Source organism: Pantoea brenneri, assembly GCF_038594305.1.
Lineage (GTDB): Bacteria > Pseudomonadota > Gammaproteobacteria > Enterobacterales > Enterobacteriaceae > Pantoea > Pantoea brenneri.
This window is the reverse complement of record NZ_JBCGBG010000001.1, coordinates 1,530,079-1,547,826: the sequence shown is the minus strand read 5'-3', so window position 1 is coordinate 1,547,826 and position 17,748 is coordinate 1,530,079. Positions and strand designations below refer to the sequence as shown.

At 56.4% G+C, this 17,748-nt stretch carries 12 protein-coding genes and 1 pseudogene; 11 read left to right on the top strand and 2 right to left on the bottom strand.

All coding sequences use genetic code 11. The features are described 5' to 3' along the window. Positions 1-3 precede the first annotated feature (3 nt). Together AABB92_RS07190 and ptsG are read left to right on the top strand one after the other, a co-directional pair. Positions 4-795, top strand: coding sequence for a metal-dependent hydrolase (locus tag AABB92_RS07190; RefSeq protein ID WP_031377249.1), 792 nt, complete (start codon positions 4-6; stop codon positions 793-795). A gap of 292 nt (positions 796-1,087) precedes the next feature. Beyond that, complete coding sequence (gene ptsG, locus AABB92_RS07185) at positions 1,088-2,521, top strand: PTS glucose transporter subunit IIBC (RefSeq protein ID WP_031377250.1); 1,434 nt, start codon at positions 1,088-1,090, stop codon at positions 2,519-2,521. 55 nt (positions 2,522-2,576) lie between these two features. Here the strand turns inward: ptsG and bglB are convergent, their stop codons facing one another. Together bglB and AABB92_RS07175 are read right to left on the bottom strand one after the other, a co-directional pair. Further along, positions 2,577-3,716 carry a beta-galactosidase BglB gene (gene bglB / locus AABB92_RS07180; RefSeq protein ID WP_031377251.1) on the bottom strand — a complete coding sequence of 380 codons (1,140 nt, stop codon included), beginning with the start codon at positions 3,714-3,716 and terminating at the stop codon, positions 2,577-2,579. 12 nt (positions 3,717-3,728) lie between these two features. Continuing rightward, positions 3,729-5,318 (bottom strand): MFS transporter, encoded by a 1,590-nt coding sequence (locus AABB92_RS07175; protein WP_031377252.1) that lies wholly within the window; start codon positions 5,316-5,318, stop codon positions 3,729-3,731. 363 nt (positions 5,319-5,681) lie between these two features. On the opposite strand from AABB92_RS07175, the gene hinT reads away from it, so the two are divergent. From hinT to AABB92_RS23440, 9 genes and pseudogenes are all read left to right on the top strand, one after another. Further along, a complete protein-coding gene (hinT, locus tag AABB92_RS07170; RefSeq protein ID WP_031377253.1) occupies positions 5,682-6,032 on the top strand; it encodes a purine nucleoside phosphoramidase in 351 nt (116 codons plus the stop codon). A 20-nt stretch (positions 6,033-6,052) separates the two neighbouring features. Beyond that, positions 6,053-6,421: a YcfL family putative periplasmic lipoprotein gene (locus AABB92_RS07165; protein ID WP_031377254.1), complete on the top strand. Its 369-nt coding sequence runs from the start codon at positions 6,053-6,055 to the stop codon at positions 6,419-6,421. A gap of 11 nt (positions 6,422-6,432) precedes the next feature. Further along, positions 6,433-7,029, top strand: a complete 597-nt coding sequence (lpoB, locus tag AABB92_RS07160; RefSeq protein WP_046288392.1) for a penicillin-binding protein activator LpoB — start codon at positions 6,433-6,435, stop codon at positions 7,027-7,029. A 16-nt stretch (positions 7,030-7,045) separates the two neighbouring features. After that, positions 7,046-7,828, top strand: a complete 783-nt coding sequence (gene thiK / locus AABB92_RS07155) for a thiamine kinase (RefSeq protein ID WP_052720612.1) — start codon at positions 7,046-7,048, stop codon at positions 7,826-7,828. Between the two features lie 39 nt (positions 7,829-7,867). Next, on the top strand, positions 7,868-8,908 hold the full coding sequence (gene nagZ / locus AABB92_RS07150) for a beta-N-acetylhexosaminidase (protein ID WP_031377256.1): 1,041 nt from the start codon (positions 7,868-7,870) through the stop codon (positions 8,906-8,908). 40 nt (positions 8,909-8,948) lie between these two features. Next, positions 8,949-9,491 carry an alpha/beta hydrolase YcfP gene (ycfP, locus tag AABB92_RS07145; RefSeq protein ID WP_031377257.1) on the top strand — a complete coding sequence of 181 codons (543 nt, stop codon included), beginning with the start codon at positions 8,949-8,951 and terminating at the stop codon, positions 9,489-9,491. 211 nt (positions 9,492-9,702) lie between these two features. Further along, positions 9,703-11,007, top strand: coding sequence for an NAD(P)/FAD-dependent oxidoreductase (locus AABB92_RS07140; RefSeq protein ID WP_031377258.1), 1,305 nt, complete (start codon positions 9,703-9,705; stop codon positions 11,005-11,007). 572 nt (positions 11,008-11,579) lie between these two features. Further along, positions 11,580-13,229, top strand: coding sequence for a ShlB/FhaC/HecB family hemolysin secretion/activation protein (locus tag AABB92_RS07135; protein ID WP_238585833.1), 1,650 nt, complete (start codon positions 11,580-11,582; stop codon positions 13,227-13,229). A gap of 39 nt (positions 13,230-13,268) precedes the next feature. Continuing rightward, a pseudogene (locus AABB92_RS23440) lies at positions 13,269-17,735 on the top strand (two-partner secretion domain-containing protein); the annotation flags it as partial. Positions 17,736-17,748: the final 13 nt, after the last annotated feature.

Here is a 17,748-nt window from a genome sequence, read left to right as displayed (position 1 = left end):
ACTATGTTTATTGTTGATTCCCATTGCCACCTTGATGGCCTGGACTATGAGAAAAACCATCGCGACCTGGATGATGTGATCGCCAAAGCGGCCGCGCGTGATGTGAAATTTATGCTGGCCATTGCCACCACGCTGCCCGGTTTTCATACCCTGAAAGCGCTGGTTGGTAACCGCCCCGAAATCGCGCTCTCCTGCGGTGTTCATCCGCTGAATCAGGAGGAGGCGTATGACGTAGAGGAGTTTCGCCGTCTGGCTGCCGATCCACAGGTGGTGGCGCTGGGGGAAACCGGGCTCGATTATTACTATCAGCAGGAGACCAAAGCGCAGCAGCAGGCTTCCTTCCGTGAGCACATCCGTACCGGCATCGCCCTGAACAAACCGATCATTGTGCATACCCGTGATGCGCGGGAAGACACGCTGGCAATTTTACGTGAGGAACAGGTTGAGCGCTGCGGCGGCGTGCTGCACTGCTTCACCGAGGATCAGCCTACCGCGGCTAAACTGCTGGATATGGGATTCTATATTTCGTTCTCCGGCATCGTCACCTTCCGTAATGCGGAGCAGCTGCGTGAAGCGGCGCGTTACGTTCCGCTGGATCGGATGCTGGTTGAAACCGATTCACCTTATCTGGCCCCGGTTCCTTATCGCGGCAAAGAGAATCAGCCCGCCTACACCCGCGATGTCGCCGATTATCTGGCGGTGCTGAAAGGCGTGGATATTGACACGCTAGCCGCCACCACGACCCGCAATTTCTCGGCGCTGTTCCACATCCCAATGAGCCGGCTGGGTGCCTGAGTCGCTCGTTTATTTCATACTCTGTAATTAATCTGTAATCTGCACATATGGCCTTGTTTTTCCAACAAGGCCAGCTTTTTATTGCTGATTATTCGTGCGGGTCAGTAAGAAATTTCGTAAAGTGCACGCTTGCGATTGTCGAAACGTGATAACCGTCAAAGTAACAAATAACGATTTATTTTACCCTTCGTAATAAATCAAAAGGCGGTCACCGCCAACCCGGTAAAGAATCCTCCCTCTTTGCCACGCGCAATGCGCGAAAAAATGCACTCATACTCAGGAGCTTCACGCTATGTTCAAAAATGCTTTTGCCAACCTGCAAAAGGTCGGTAAATCGCTCATGCTACCGGTATCGGTTCTGCCGATTGCCGGGATTTTGTTAGGTGTCGGTTCGGCCAATTTCAGCTGGTTGCCTGCAGTGGTTTCGCATGTGATGGCAGAAGCGGGCGGATCGGTGTTCGCCAATATGCCGCTGATTTTTGCCATCGGTGTGGCGCTGGGCTTTACCAATAACGACGGTGTATCAGCACTGGCCGCGGTGGTCGCTTACGGCATCATGGTGAAAACCATGGCGGTGGTGGCTCCGCTGGTGCTGCATCTGCCAGCGGCAGAAATTGAGGCGAAACACCTGGCGGATACCGGGGTACTGGGCGGTATTATCGCCGGCTCGATTGCCGCGTATATGTTCAATCGCTTTTACCGCATCAAGCTGCCGGAATATCTCGGCTTCTTTGCCGGTAAGCGTTTCGTACCGATTATCTCCGGTCTGGCAGCCATCATTCTCGGCGTACTGCTCTCCTTTATCTGGCCACCGATAGGTTCCGCGATTCAGGAGTTCTCACAGTGGGCCGCCTATCAGAACCCGGTTGTCGCCTTTGGTATCTACGGTGTGGTAGAACGTTCGCTGGTGCCGTTTGGCCTGCATCACATCTGGAACGTTCCTTTCCAGATGCAGATCGGTGAATACACCAATGCGGCAGGTCAGGTGTTCCATGGTGATATCCCGCGCTATATGGCGGGTGACCCGACCGCGGGCAAACTCTCCGGTGGCTTCCTGTTCAAAATGTACGGTCTGCCAGCGGCAGCGATTGCTATCTGGCATTCAGCGAAGCCTGAAAATCGCGCCAAAGTGGGCGGTATCATGATCTCCGCTGCGCTGACTGCGTTCCTGACCGGTATCACCGAACCGATTGAATTCTCATTCATGTTCGTTGCGCCGATCCTGTACGTAATCCATGCGCTGCTGGCCGGTCTGGCTTTCCCAATCTGTATTCTGCTCGGAATGCGTGACGGTACCAGCTTCTCGCACGGTCTGATCGACTTTATCGTGCTGAGCGGTAACAGCAGTAAAATCTGGCTGTTCCCGATTATCGGTATCATCTACGGTCTGGTTTACTACACCATCTTCCGCGTGCTGATCGCTAAACTGGACCTGAAAACACCAGGCCGTGAAGAGACCAGCAGCGAGCAGTCCACTGCGACCGGCACTGAAATGGCGGGCAAACTGGTGGCGGCGTTTGGTGGTAAAGAGAACATCACCAACCTTGATGCCTGTATCACCCGTTTACGTGTCAGCGTGGCTGACGTCGCGAAGGTGGATCAGACTGAACTGAAAAACCTCGGCGCACGTGGCGTGGTAGTGGCAGGTTCAGGTGTTCAGGCGATTTTCGGTACCAAATCCGATAACCTGAAAACCGATATGGATGATTATATCCGCAGCATGTAATGCCAGCGGAATGATAAAAAGCCCCGCTCAGCGGGGCTTTTTTTATGCGCGTGATTTACAGATAGACGCGCAGATACTCGGTCAGGCACAGCAGCGCCATCGCCTGGCCGTACGGCATTGAGGTCAGTGGAATGGTGCGGTAATAGTCCAGATCGCTGCCCATCGCCGTGCCAAACGATACCTGCTTCAGCTCACCGTCGGCATCGATGTTGGCAATCACGCCGCGCAGCGCCTTTTCCGCCATCTCACGATATTCCGCCGGCAGGTAACGCTTGCGCACCGCTTTCAGAATGCCATAGGCGAATCCTGCGGTAGCCGAGGCTTCCGGATAGCTCTGCGGGTCATCGAGCAGGGTATGCCACAGTCCGCTGCTGTGCTGGCACGCCTGCAACGCCTTCACCTGCGACGCCAGCACCTGCTGCAGAAAGCGGCGGGTAGCATGATGCTCAGGCCAGTTCATCATCTCCAGAAAATCGGGAATAACGATGGTCAGCCAGCTGTTGCCGCGTGCCCAGCGAGCATTGGCGAAATTATGCCGACCGTCAAAGTTCCAGCCGTGGAACCACAGCCCGGTTTCACGATCCATCAGATACTGGGTATGCAGCAGGAACTGGTAGCTCGCTTCCTCAACCCACTCGTCACGCTTCAGTAACTGACCAATTTTCGCCAGCGCCATCACGCTCATCATCAGGGTGTCGTCCCAAAGCTGCTGGGTGTTTTCATTGTTATAGACAATGTGTTGCAGCCCGCCCTGTTCCGTGCGCGGCATTTCATACATCACCCATTCTGCCCAGCGCTCCAGCACCGGCAGCCATGCGGCATTGCCGGTCTCCTCATAGCGGTAAGCCAGCGTCAGAAAAGGGCAAACGGTATTCACGTTTTTGGTGGGCGTTCCCTCCGCCAGACGCTGGGCGAACCAGTCATCAATGATCGCCAGCGTCTGCCGATCACCGGTCTGCTGATAGTAGTGCAGCATGCCATACAGGCCGATGCCGTGTGTCCATTCCCAACCCGCCCAGCCTTTAGTATCGATCACCCGGCCATCGTCCAGCCGCAGCAAAAATTCGCCGGTTTCGTCGGTGATGTTGACCAGATTTTGTATCAGCTTGTGGATCAGCTGGACCAGTTCGCTGCGTGGCAGCAGATGTTCAGGTTGGCACAATAGCGCGCTGTGTTTAACGGGAAATACAGTCATGGTTTATTCCTGTCATTTTAAGGTCGGGTTGATAGATGAGAGTAAAGGGCGATGCGTGGGTAACGGTGGCGCGGCGGGCTTCATGCGATTGAGGAAGCCAATGTTATTGTTGCCCCACAGGTTTTCATAGGGCATGCCGGCCAGCGTTTCGACGATCTGTCGCGCTTCAGGCGTGATTTTTTCCGGCACAATGCGTCCCGCTTCGCGCATCTTCAGGGTCTCTTCACGCAGCACGGTATGCGTCTGCAGATTCAGCTTGAAGCGCAGTGAAACCAGGAAACCGCAGGTGAGAACCGCCACGGTGCCAAGGCTGAGGATCGCCAGAATGGTATGACTGACGCCCGGCACCTGGGTCGCCTGACCCGAGACGAAACCAGAGAGCTGCAGCACAATACCTACCAGCATTACCGCACCGGCCTGCGAAGCTTTGCGGGTTAAGGTCATGATGCCAGCAAAAATGCCTTCACGACGCTGACCGGTGATCACCTCATCGACATCGGCGATATAGGTATAGGTGTTCCAGGGGACGTAGTTGATGCCGCCACGGCCCAGACCCGCTACTGCGGAGATCAGTAACAGCAGCGCGAGGTTATCGTTCATCCCGGCATACCACAGCCCGGCATACGAGAGCGCCGCCAGCCCGAACAGCACCGCCACCAGGCGATAGGCGGGAGCCGGTCCCATGCGGATACAAAGCGGAATCATCCCCATCACCGCGATAAACTGTAGAACCGCCATGGTGCCCATCAGGTTTGAGGCAATCTGGGCGCTCTGCATCAGGACAAACACCACGTACCAGGTGAAGACCGCGTTAAACACGTCCTGAGCGATATAGCCGCCGAGATACATGCCCAGATGCTGACGGAAGATACGAACGCGTAAGGTCGAGGAGAGCTCAACATAGAGCCGTTTAAGATTTTGCAGCAGCGTCAGCTGCTGTTTTTCCTGTTCTGCCCGGCGTGACTCGGCGGAGAAATCATCCGGATGACGTTCCCAGGTAAAGAACCACACCAGCGTCAGCACCAGGGCGCAGATGATCGAGAACACCAGGCTGGCATAAAAGAAGGAGTGCGGGTTGTCTTTGCCAAGCGCCCCCAGCAGGATGCCGGGTAAAAAAGCCGCCAGGATCGCCGAAAGCTGAGCCAGGCCGATCCGTGCGCCAGAGAAGCGGGTTTTCTGCCGGAAATCGTCGGTCATCTCAGGGACCAGCGTTTCATAAGGCACCAGAATCATGGTGTAGATAATATCGAACAGCAGATAGGTGCAGAGATACCACCAGAAACTCATGTCGCTGATCCACATCAGGCTGTAACTAAAGACACAGGGGATGCCCAGCAGGATAAAAAAGCGGCGGCGGCCAAAGCGTTTGCCCAGCCAGGTCGAACCAAAGTTATCGGTCAGGAAGCCCATCAGCGGACTGACGACCGCATCCAGTACCCGGGCGGCAGCAAAAATCAGGGTCGCCTCAATCGGGGTCAACCCACAAAAAGTGGTATAGAAATAGAGCAGCCAGGCGGCAGTCAGCGCCGTAGTGCCTGCTCCAAGAAAATCCCCGGACCCGTAGGCCAGATAATGGCCAAGACCAATCTTACGTGAGCGCATGGTGCGTGCTCCTTGATGGTGAATGTCGGTAAATCCCTCATGACGACGCCGGGCATCTCAGCCGGACTGAATAGCAAAGTAGAACTGCGACGCCGGGTTAACCTTCGTAATCTGGCAAAGGTCCGGGATGATGTGGCAATGATACAAAGAAAAGGGCGGCTAAAATCTAATTTATAAAACGGCGTTTCATTTTTGTGCGGTGGCGCGCATCAATATCGACCTGTAAAGGTGAGCGGAAGCGCAGGCAGCAGAGGTTGCTGTAAAGAGAGACGAACAATGCAAGAAAAGTGGACCTGAGGTTGAAAGAAAACAAATTTCTCCCGCATACTGATTGATTACGACCCTGGCTAAAGGAATTGCACCATGGCTGAAGAAACCATTTTTAGTAAAATTATCCGTCGCGAAATCCCCGCTGATGTGGTTTATCAGGATGAACTGGTCACCGCCTTTCGCGATATCTCGCCGAAAGCGCCGACCCACATTTTGATCGTACCGAATGTGCTGATCCCGACGGTCAATGAGGTGGAGGCTGCACATGAACATGCGCTGGGCCGCATGTTTACCATCGCCGCCAAAATTGCCCGTCAGGAAGGCATCGATCAGGATGGCTACCGTTTGATTGTCAACTGCAACAAACACGGCGGTCAGGAGGTTTACCACATTCATATGCATCTGCTGGGCGGCGAACCGCTGGGCCCGATGCTGTCAAACTGAACCTCTAACGGAAACGTGCTATGCGATCCTGGCTGATTGGCCTGCCGTTCCTGCTCAGCCTGACCGGCTGCAGCAGCGATAAACCGATGATCAATACCTCGCAGTCACTGGTGATGGAGTCATCCGTCTTATCGGCGGGCATTATTACCGATGAACCGACGCTGGATGAGAAGGATGGCCAGATGCGTGCCGCCAGCGTGCTCTATAATCAGCGCGAAACGCCGGTGATTGTGCACTATCGTTACTACTGGTACGACGACAAAGGGCTGGAAATTACCCCGCAGGAACCGGCACAAACCGTCAGTGTTCCGGCGCAGGGCAGCATTGTCGTGATGTCGCAACTGGGTAACCTGACTGCCAGCAAGGTTCGCCTTTATCTCTATCTTTAAGGATTGTTTACGTGATACGCAGTGTTAATCGTACTGGAGCGCTACTGATGGCGCTCATTCTGAGCGGTTGTGTGGTGAAACAGCAGCAACCTGCGCCGGTCGAACCGACGCAGCCGACTGAGCCGCCGGTACAGCCGGTCCCGCAACCTGAACCGGTGCCGCAGCCGCAGCCTATCCCGCAGCCGCCGAAGCTGAAAACCATTAACTGGGATGCCAGCGTGCAGCCTTTAGTGGCGCAAATGCTGCGTGCCGCCAGCGCCGAGCCGGGCAGCGTACTGCTGGTGGATCGCATCAAAAACAGCACCAACGGCGCACTGCAAAGTGAGAAAGCCACGGATGCGATCCAGAATGCGCTCAACAACAACGGTAAGTTCACGCTGGTGTCGACTGATCAACTGAATCAGGCCAAGCAGACGCTGGGCTTATCGCCCGATGACAGTCTCAATTCGCGCAGTAAAGCGATCGGCCTGGCGCGCAACGTTAACGCGCAGTATGTGCTTTACAGCAATGCGCAGGGCGATGTGAAAACGCCAACGCTGCAGATGCAGCTGATGCTGGTACAGACTGGCGAGATCATCTGGTCCGGCAACGGCGTTGCACAGAATTAATCCGGCCTTCCAGCGGATTATTCAGCAGGTGATGGGTGAGACCGATTCTCTGTCGGTCACACCGCTGGCTGGCCTGACCGGTCAGAGCCAGAAAATTGTCACGCCGCGCGGCATCTTTATCGCGCGGCCTGCGCCACAGCCGGCCATTCCGTTTGTCGATCGGCAGCGTGAGTTTCGTCTGTTAAGCAAACTGCAGCCGGCTGGTGGGGCGGTGCGACCGATCGCGGGCGATCGTCATGGCGTGCTGCTGGCGTGGTTGACCGGCGAGGCGCTGGATAGCGCGGCGTTCAGCCAGCAGCGTCCGGCAATTATCGCGCTGCTACTGCAGTTACATCAGCAGCCGCTGACCGGTTATCGCCTGTTACTGCAACCGCTGTTGTGGCACTACTGGCAGCAGTGTCAGCAGCGCCATTCCCGCTGGCTGCGTGCGCTGCAGGCATTAACCCGCCACGGCGAACCCCAGCCGCTGAGGCTGGCACCGCTACATATGGATGTCCACGCTGGCAACCTGATTGATGGTGAGCAGGGGCTGCGTTTAATCGACTGGGAGTATGCGGCAGATGGCGATGTGGCGCTGGAACTGGCGGCGGTGTGCGCGGCCGATCCGCATCATCAGGCTGACTGGCTGAGTGAGTATGCCGAGGCAGCACGGCTGCCGTTAAGTACGCTACAGCGGCAGGTGGCACGCTGGCAGCCGTGGCTGCGGCTATTGATGGCCAGCTGGTATCAACTGCGCGCCGAGCAAAGTGGCGATGAAACTTTGCAACAGATGGCTCGACAGAGCTGGGAACAGATTTAATCGTTTTGCGCTGTGACGCAAAGCTACAGGATTCAGGTTATGACATCACATTTACCCGGCCCATTGATGCTCGACGTTGAAGGCTACGAGCTGGACGGCGAAGAACGCGAGATTTTGCAGCATCCGCTGGTGGGCGGATTAATTCTGTTTGCCCGTAATTATCACGATCCGGCGCAGTTGGCGGAGTTAGTGCGGCAAATCCGCGCGGCATCGCACACCCGGCTGGTGGTGGCGGTCGATCAGGAAGGCGGACGGGTACAGCGTTTCCGTGACGGCTTTACCCAGTTACCCGCGATGCAATCTTTTGCCGCGTTACACGATCTCACCAGCGCCGGGGAACTGGCACAGCAGGCGGGGTGGCAGATGGCGGCCGAGATGATCGCCATGGATATCGACATCAGCTTCGCGCCGGTACTCGACATTGGCCACATCAGCGCGGCGATCGGCGATCGGGCGTTTCATGCCGATCCGGCAATTGCGCTGGCGGTTGCCCGTCGCTTTATCGCCGGAATGCAGGAAGCCGGCATGAAAACCACCGGTAAACATTTTCCCGGTCACGGTGCAGTAAGCGCCGATTCGCATAAAGAGACGCCACGCGATCCGCGTGATGAAGCGACGCTGCGTGAGCATGACATGTCGATCTTCAGCACATTGATTAGTGAGCAGGTGCTGGATGCGATTATGCCGGCGCACGTGATCTACAGCGAGATCGACCCGTTGCCCGCCAGCGGGTCGCCTTACTGGCTCAAAACGGTGTTACGTCAGCAGCTGGGCTTTGATGGGGTGATCTTCTCCGACGATCTGTCAATGGAGGGCGCGGCGGTGATGGGAAGCTATCCGGAGCGGGCGCAGCAATCGCTTTCCGCCGGATGTGACATGATTCTGGTCTGCAATCATCGTCAGGGTGCGATCAGTGTGTTAGATAACCTGACCTTGATCGGGGCAGAGCGGGTGACACAGTTGTATCATCGGGGCACTTTTACCCGCGACAGCCTGCAGGCAAGCAGTCGCTGGAAAAGCAATGCACAGCAACTGAGTGCGCTTCAGGAACGCTGGCTGGCTTATAAAGCGTCGCGGTAAGCAGTGACTGCCCGGCGCCATCTTTACCTTGAGGATTATCATGATCATCTATCTGCACGGTTTTGATTCCACGAGTCCGGGCAATCACGAAAAGGTGCTGCAGCTGCAGTTCATCGATTCCGATGTCAGGTTAATCAGTTACAGCACCCGTCATCCTAAACATGACATGCAGTTTCTGCTGAAAGAGACCGATAAAATGCTGAGCCTGTGCGACGACGACCGGCCGCTGATTTGCGGTGTCGGTCTGGGTGGCTACTGGTCAGAGCGCATCGGTTTTCTGTGTGGTATCCGCCAGGCGATTTTTAATCCTAATCTCTATCCGTATGAAAATATGGAAGGGAAGATCGATCGTCCTGAGGAGTATCAGGATATCGCCACTAAGTGCGTCAGTGATTTTCGCGAACGTAACCGCGAGCGCTGCCTGACCTTTCTCTCCCGGCAGGATGAGGCGCTCGACAGTCAGCGTATCGCCGATCAACTGCGTCCCTACTATGAAATTGTCTGGGATGAGGACGAAGGGCATAAATTCAAAAATATATCCCCACATCTTCAGCGGATAAAAGCTTTTAAAACATTGAGTTAAGCGATAAGGCACCGCAAGGTGCCTGTTTTCACTGCGTAATTATCTGAGTTTCATCTGCCTGCTTTGATGTATATCAATTTTCTTATGTTCTCCTCTTCCCGTCATGTTATTCTGCCATCAGATTGCGATTTTAACTTCGCCAACCCTATGTTTATTAAGGTTTATTTTAACCATTGATTAACTTTTGGTTCACAATTTGAGGGGGTCTTTGTTGACTACATCTGTTAAGAAAATTGTTATCGTTGGAGGGGGCGCTGGCGGCCTGGAAATGGCGACGCAGCTGGGTCATAAACTCGGCCGTAAAAAGAAAGCCGAAATCATTCTGGTCGACCGTAACCACAGCCACCTGTGGAAACCGTTGCTGCATGAAGTGGCGACTGGCTCAATGGATGAAGGCATTGACGCGTTAAGCTACCTGGCGCATGCGCGTAATCACGGGTTTGAGTTTCAGCTGGGATCGCTGACCGATATTGACCGCACGCGCAAAGTGATCCAGCTGGCAGAAGTGCTGGATGCGAACGGTGACGTGCTGGTGCCACAACGTGAAGTGGCCTACGACCAGCTGGTGATGGCGCTGGGCAGTACCTCCAATGACTTCGGTACGCCGGGCGTCAAAGATCACTGTATTTTCCTCGACAACCCACATCAGGCCCGTCGTTTCCACAATGAGATGCTTAACCTGTTTCTGAAATTCTCGGCCAGCGAAGGCAAGGTCGAGAAGGTTAACATCGCGATTGTCGGCGGTGGCGCGACCGGCGTTGAGCTATCGGCGGAACTGCACAATGCGGTAAAACAACTGCACAGCTATGGCTTCAAGGGCCTGGGCCGTGAAGCGCTGAACGTCACGCTGGTCGAGGCGGGTGAGCGCATTCTGCCTGCACTGCCGCCACGCATTTCGGCTGCCGCACATCAGGAACTGACCAAGCTGGGCGTGCGGGTGTTGACGCAGACCATGGTCACCAGCGCTAAACGTCACGGCCTGAATACCAAAAGCGGTGAGTTTATTGAGGCCGATTTAATGGTCTGGGCCGCCGGCATCAAGGCACCAGACTTCCTGAAGGAGATTGGCGGGCTGGAAACCAACCGCATCAATCAGCTGGTGGTCAAAGAGACGCTGCAAACCACGCTGGATGATGACATCTATGCGATTGGTGACTGCGCCTCCTGCGCCTTGCCAGGCGGCGGGTTCGTGCCACCGCGAGCCCAGTCTGCGCACCAGATGGCGTCACGCGCCATGGAAAACATTCTGGCGCAACGTCAGGGCAAGCCGCTGAAAGCCTACGTCTATAAAGATCACGGATCGCTGGTCTCGCTGTCACGCTTCAGTACCGTAGGCAGCCTGATGGGGAACCTGATGCGCGGATCGATGATGGTCGAAGGACGTATTGCGCGTTTTGTTTACATCTCGCTGTATCGTATGCACCAGATTGCCCTGCACGGTTATTTTAAGACCGGCCTGATGATGCTGGTTGGCAGTATCAACCGGGTGATCCGCCCGCGGTTAAAACTGCACTGATCTCCGGACGCCGGTGATTCAAATCGCTGTCTGTTGCCTTCTATCAAGCCCCCATACCAGGGGGCTTTTTTTTGCCGTGGGATGACACTTTCTGAAGCGTTTTACGGGCAGGAAACCGATCCACCCTGGCGGCAGTAGCAGAAAACCCGGTTGATTAGCGAATTTTAACCTTTCGTACATGCGCGTGAAGGGCGGAAGGCGGATTTCAGATCCGCCAGTAGATAGGGAATTAGCCGATATTACAGGCAGCGGAGTCAAGGGCGGTTATCGGAATCGGACATATCAAAAAGCACCTGGTGAGAGGGGTTAGTATTGAGGACGCTTTTACGGCGTAATGGGCGATCAACCGCTATTGCTGGTAATTACTGGTACTTTTATCAGTAACGAGTTTCGTTATTTATTGTAAATTTTGTGTAAGTTTTCTGCTTATTTTTCTTGAGATTTTACCGGCTGGCTGCATAATAAACAGCGAATATGCGGACTGACATATTCGGTTATAGCTATTAAATGGACCTATTATGCAGCCAGAAAATAAAGGACGATTTTCAGCGACAGCGCTTCTGCTATGCGGAATGTTCACCGGTATTACCCAGGCTGCGCCAGGCGATGCGCAGTTGCAACATCAGCAGGAACAACAGAAAGCGCGACAGCAACGTTTACAGCCTGAGGCACCGGACATCCGATTGTCTGAGCTGGTTCCGTCGCCTTCTCATCTCCGTTTCCCGCAGGAATCTCCCTGTTTTGTGATCCGCCACGTCACGCTCTCCGGTCAGGAGGCTCTGCCGCACTGGGTGCCGTTGCAGCGCCTTGCCAGTCAGGCGAATGGCCAGTGCCTGGGCGTAAAGGGCATCAGTCAGTTAATGGCTACCCTGCAGAACCGGCTGATAAACCATGGATGGGTGACGTCACGTGTGCTGGCACCGCAGCAGGATCTGCGTCAGGGTGAACTGCATTTTCTGATTGTGCCCGGTAAAGTTCGCCGGATAGAGCTGTCACCGTCCTCTTCGCACTATGTCAGCCTGTGGTCTGCCGTACCGGCGCACTCGGGCGATTTGCTGGACCTGCGAGACATAGAACAAGGGCTGGAGAATCTGCAGCGACTGCCCAGTGTGGAAGCGCACATGGCGCTCCGTCCGGGGGATATTCCAGGTGAAAGCGACATCGTTATCGAGCGCACACAGCGCCGCTTCTGGCGTTTAGGTGCCTGGGTGGACGATTCGGGTACCGAAAGCACCGGACGTTATCAGGGCGGATTGATGCTGGCGCTGGATAATCCCACCTCACTCAGCGATCTCTTTTATCTCACTGCCAGCCGCGATCTCGGCTTTGCTGGCCGAAAAAGCAGCAAAAGCCTGTCGGGACACTATTCGGTGCCGCTGGGCTACTGGCTGCTGGGCGTAACCGCCAGCGATTACGATTATCATCAGACGGTGGCCGGTTACAGCCGCGACTTTCTCTACGCCGGTAAAAGCCGCTCGCTGGATCTCCAGGTCAGCCGGATATTGCACCGCAACGCTGCGTCCAAAACCACCGTCAGCGCAGATGTGCTGGTGAGGGAGTCACGTAATTTCATTGATGACACGGAGATAGTCAGCCAGCAGCGACGCACCAGTGCCTGGCGACTGGGGCTGTCGCACCGTCACTATATCGGTCCGGCGACGCTGGATGCAGGCGTCAGCTATCAGCGCGGTACGCGTTGGTTCGGCGCGCTGCCTGCCTGGGAAGAGTCATGGCAGGATTCAACGTATGCCACTGCGCTATCAAAAATTCTCACCTGGCAGGCCGGGCTGATTACCCCGTTTACGCTGGGTAAACAGTGTTTAAGTTACAACATCCAATATCGGCGGCAGATGAGCAATACCCCGCTGACCGCGCAGGATGAGTTCGCGATTGGCAACCGCTGGACGGTACGGGGATTTGATGGCGAACGCACCCTGAGTGCCAGCCGTGGCTGGACGGTGCAAAACACCCTGGCCTGGCAGACACCGCTCCCTGCCCAGGAACTCTACCTGGGTGTTGACTACGGCGAGGTCGGGGGCAACAGCGTAACCCAGGGCGGGCCAGTAGGACGTCATCTTGCCGGCGGCGTTGTCGGCCTGCGCGGCGCAATCACGCCCGCCAGTCTCAGCTATGACTTTTTTGCCGGTATGCCGTTATCTAAACCCGATGGCTTTAAAACCGATCCGGTCACCTTTGGTTTCAGTGTTAACTGGAACTATTAGGCCTCTTATCTCTCTTGCTGACAATGGACTGTGCGCATTATGAATAAACTTTGCTATCGCATTATCTTCAACCGGGTTCGCGGCATGCTGATGGTGGTGTCTGATATCACCCGCAGCGGTTACTCACCGGTGGCCCGTCGCCGCCAGCGCGCCGCACGTGCAGAAGCGCGACTGCGTATCTCACCGCTGAGCTTCTCACTATGGCTAGCCGCGGGCATGGTCAGCCTGCCGGTGCAGGCGAATATCGTGGCGGACAGTCACGCGCCAGCCAGCCAGCAGCCAACGGTCATGTCTACGGCTAACGGACTGCCGCAGATCAATATCCAGACGCCAAACAGCCAGGGCGTATCGCGCAACCAGTATAGTCAGCTGGATGTGGATGCGCGGGGCGCCATCCTGAACAACAGCCATCAGAATAGCCAGACGCAGATTGGCGGTATGGTCGCGGCTAACCCGTGGCTTTCAAAGCAGGAAGCCAGCGTTATCCTCAACGAAGTCAACAGCCGTAATCCCAGCCAGCTAAATGGTTTTATCGAAGTGGCCGGCAAGCGGGCGGCGGTGGTGATTGCTAACCCGTCAGGGATTACCTGTAATGGTTGCGGATTTATCAACGCCAGCCGCAATACGCTGACCACCGGACAGGCACTGATTGAAAACGGCCAGCTCAAAGGCTTCGATGTTAATGGCGGCCGAATCAATATCGAAGGTCAGGGCCTGAATGACAGCGATGCTGACTACACCCAGATCATTGCGCAGTCGGTAGCGGTTAACGCAAAAGTTCATGCCCGCGAACTCAATGTGGTCACAGGCAGGAACCAGGTTGCGGCTGAAGGTACCGTCACTACGGTGAAAGCGGATAATGGAACGACACGGCCTGAATTTGCGCTCGACGTCGCGGCCATTGGCGGCATGTATGCCCATAAAATCACCCTGACCGGCACTGAAAAGGGCGTTGGCGTGCGTAATGCCGGTGAACTGGGTGCCAGCGCCGGTGAGCTGCACCTGACCGTGGATGGCAGACTGGAAAACAGCGGCACGCTGCAAAGTCAGGCATCAATGCAGATAGCCAACACTGGCGACCAGGAAAACCGCGGGAAAATCGTGTCACAGCAGGATGTCACGCTGACCTCCAGCGGCATGCTGCGCAACAGCGGGCTGGTGAGCGCAGGCCGTAATGCTACGCTCTCCGCCAGTACCATTGAGAGCACCGCTGAAAGTACGCTGGCGGCAGGCGTTGGCGGCAATGAGACGCTGAGCCAGCCCGGTAATCTGCTGCTGACCAGCCAGAGTGAGCTTAAAGCGCGGGGTAAAAACCTGGCGCACGACCAGATTCAGGCGCGGGGCAGCCGGGTCGATCTTGCCGGGAGCCAGACCTCTGCAGATGCCATCGCGCTGACCTCTACGCAGGCGGATATCAGCACTCAGGGCGCCACGGTGGCGGGCCGTACACTCGGGATTCAGGCTGCGACAGCACTTAACAATGATGACGGCAAACTGGCGGCGGGCAGCCTCGCTGTCGCAGCACACAACATCAGTAACAATCGCGGCCTGCTGCGCCAGCAAAACCGCGAAGCCCTGACGATCTCCACGGGTTCGTTGCTTAACAATCAGGGCACGCTCAGCAATGAAGGCGATACCCGGCTGCAGGCAGAGCATATTGAAAACCGCAGCGGACTCATCGCAGGTAACGGTGACTCACTGCAGCTTGATACGCCATGGCTGGATAATCAGGGCGGCACCGTGCAGCTGGCGGGCAATAATGGCGCGCTGACCCTCAATGCTGCCCGGCTGCAGGGCAATCAGGGCAATCTGCTGTCAGCGGGTGCGTTAACGCTCAGCGGCGACAGGCTCGATCTCTCACAGGGACACACCCAGGCAGAGGCGCTGACGCTGACGGCGGCCACGCTGGATCACCATCAGGGTCTGCTGTCGCAGCGTGGCGCAGGCGAGATGGCGATTGCGGTTGCGGGTGACACAGACAACCGTGGTGGACGGATTGAGAGCGGCGGTAATCTGCATCTTGCATCAGGCAGCCTGGATAACAGCGGGGGCACGCTGCTGGCTGCGGGTAGCGGTGATCTGCAACTGCAGGTTCAGGAGACCCTGACGAACACGCAGGGTGCGCTGCAGGCCAGTCGCAATCTGCAGCTCACCAGCGCAAGCCTGAATAATCAGCAGGGCCTGATTGCTTCAACTGGCGGTGAGGCTGCACTGTTAACCCGTGAGGCTATTGATAACACCCAGGGTCGCATCGAAGCGGGTCAGCAGGTCACCCTGCGCAGTCAGGCGCTGGAGAATCAGCGTGGAACCCTGCTCGGCCGCGGCGTGACCATCGACACGCAGCAGGGTGAACTGAACAATACTGGCGGCAACCTGGTCGCCCGTACCGATCTCAGCATTTCCAGCGGGACAACGAACAATCACACCGGTCTGATCCAGTCAGGCGGCGGTCTGACACTTGATACCCACGGCCAGGCGCTGATTAACCGTGACAGCGGTAAAGCAGGGATAATCAGCGGTGGCGCACTTGCCCTTAACAGTGGCGACCTGGATAACCAGAACGGCGTTATCGCCGCTGCCTCGGCGGCCAGTATCAGCAGCGACCTGCTGACCAACATTGACGGCACACTGATGTCTGATGAGGCGCTGACGCTGAAGACCGGCGCGCTCGACAATCAGCGAGGTTTATTACAATCGGGTCAGGCGCTCTCACTGGATACTCACGGCGCACAGCTGAACAACAGCGCCAGCGGCGATCGCGGCGGCATTGTGGCGCGTGGCAATCTGCAACTCTCAACCGGAAAGTTAGCGGGCGATCACGGCGTCATTCAGGGACAAAACCTGGTGATCGATACGCAGGGCCAGTCCGCTGATTTCAGAGCTGCTCTGCTCAGCGCCAGGGGTGAATTATTGCTGAACAGTGGCGCGCTGGATAACAGCGGCGGACGACTGCAGTCCGGCGGTGATATGCAGCTTAATACGCACGGAGAGGTGCTGAATAACACGGCATCAGGCGGCGTTATTGCTGGGGCTAATCTGCATATCAGCAGTGGTGATCTTGATAACAGAACGGGCTCGCTGGTCTCTGCGGGCACTATGCGGCTCACCAGCGGTGGACTGAACAACGTCGATGGGATTATTAATGCCGATCATGGACTAACGCTGGAAAGCAGCAGCGTGGATAACCAGCGCGGCCTGCTTCAGTCGGGTGAGGCGCTGTCAGTCAACACCCAGGGCGGCGAACTGAATAACCGCGACAGCGGCGAACGCGGCGGTATTATTGCAGGCGGCGATCTGCTGCTCTCCAGTGGCCAGATTGATGGCCGTAGCGGGGTGATGCTGGGACAGAATATTCGCATCGATACTCATCAGCAGACCTTCGACCACCAGCAGGGTCAACTGGGTGCTAAAGGCACCCTGCAACTGGATAGCGGACTCCTCAACAACCGGGCAGGCAGGATTGAGTCGGGTGGCGATCTGCATCTGGACACCCACGGCAACAGCCTGATCAACCGTGACAGCGGAGCCGCAGGCGGCCTGTTCAGTGCGGGCATGCTGAAGCTCTACAGCGGCGCATTGGATAATCTGCGCGGCTTCATCACCGGTCATAGCGGCGCGCAGGTTGTGACGGGCGATATCAACAACCAGTCCGGCACGCTGACGGGCGGCAAAGGGCGGCTCGATCTCACCAGCGGGGAGCTGCAAAACCAGGGTGGCCTGTTACAGGCTGGCAGCGACATGACGCTGGACACTCAGGGTCACGCCCTGATCAATCGCGACAGTGGTGACCAGCGCGGTATCGTTGCCCTCAACAGTCTGGATCTGCGCAGCGGGGCAATTGATAACCAGACGGGTTTCATTGCCGCCGGACAGCAGGCATCACTCAGCGCCAGTGAACTGAACAATAGCCAGGGGCAGATCGCAGGCAATGGCGGGCTGACTTTCAACGGTCAGGCGCTGAACAACAATGACGGTAAACTGCAGTCAGCGGGGGATATCACCCTCACTACGGCAGGTCAGACGCTGACTAACCAGCGCGGGCTCATTGCCAGTGTCGGTAACCTCAATATTGAAAGTGGCGCGCTGGATAACCAGCAGGGACAGATTCAGGGTGGGTCGGATCTGACGCTCAATGCGGGACAGAACGCACTGCACAATCAGGCGGGTAAACTCCTTTCAGCAGGCACGCTATCGCTGACGGCGGGTCAGTTGGTCAACAATGACGGCCTGGTGCAAAGCGTCGGCAACGGCACCCTGTCTCTGAGCCAGCAGCTGGATAACCGCAGCGGGCTGATTCAGGGCGGCCAGCAGATGACGATCTCTACGCCATCGCTAATCAACCGCGATACCCGACAGAGCGGCAAAGGGATTGAAGCGGATAGTTTAACCCTCGAAACCGGCACGCTGGACAACAGTCAGGGTGCACTGCGCGCAAAACAGAGGCTGGCACTCACAGTGCAACAGGCGCTGGATAACGTCAGCGGGCTGATCTCGTCAGCGGATACGTTGACTATTCAGA

Bases quoted from the DNA above. Each gene is read 5' to 3' on its own strand.
- bglB (WP_031377251.1), bottom strand. From the start codon at position 3,716: ATGACTGTATTTCCCGTTAAACACAGCGCGCTATTGTGCCAACCTGAA.
- ycfP (WP_031377257.1), top strand. From the start codon at position 8,949: ATGATCATCTATCTGCACGGTTTTGATTCCACGAGTCCGGGCAATCAC.
- nagZ (WP_031377256.1), top strand. From the start codon at position 7,868: ATGACATCACATTTACCCGGCCCATTGATGCTCGACGTTGAAGGCTAC.
- ptsG (WP_031377250.1), top strand. From the start codon at position 1,088: ATGTTCAAAAATGCTTTTGCCAACCTGCAAAAGGTCGGTAAATCGCTC.
- AABB92_RS07135 (WP_238585833.1), top strand. From the start codon at position 11,580: ATGTTCACCGGTATTACCCAGGCTGCGCCAGGCGATGCGCAGTTGCAA.
- hinT (WP_031377253.1), top strand. From the start codon at position 5,682: ATGGCTGAAGAAACCATTTTTAGTAAAATTATCCGTCGCGAAATCCCC.
- AABB92_RS07165 (WP_031377254.1), top strand. From the start codon at position 6,053: ATGCGATCCTGGCTGATTGGCCTGCCGTTCCTGCTCAGCCTGACCGGC.
- AABB92_RS07175 (WP_031377252.1), bottom strand. From the start codon at position 5,318: ATGCGCTCACGTAAGATTGGTCTTGGCCATTATCTGGCCTACGGGTCC.
- AABB92_RS07190 (WP_031377249.1), top strand. From the start codon at position 4: ATGTTTATTGTTGATTCCCATTGCCACCTTGATGGCCTGGACTATGAG.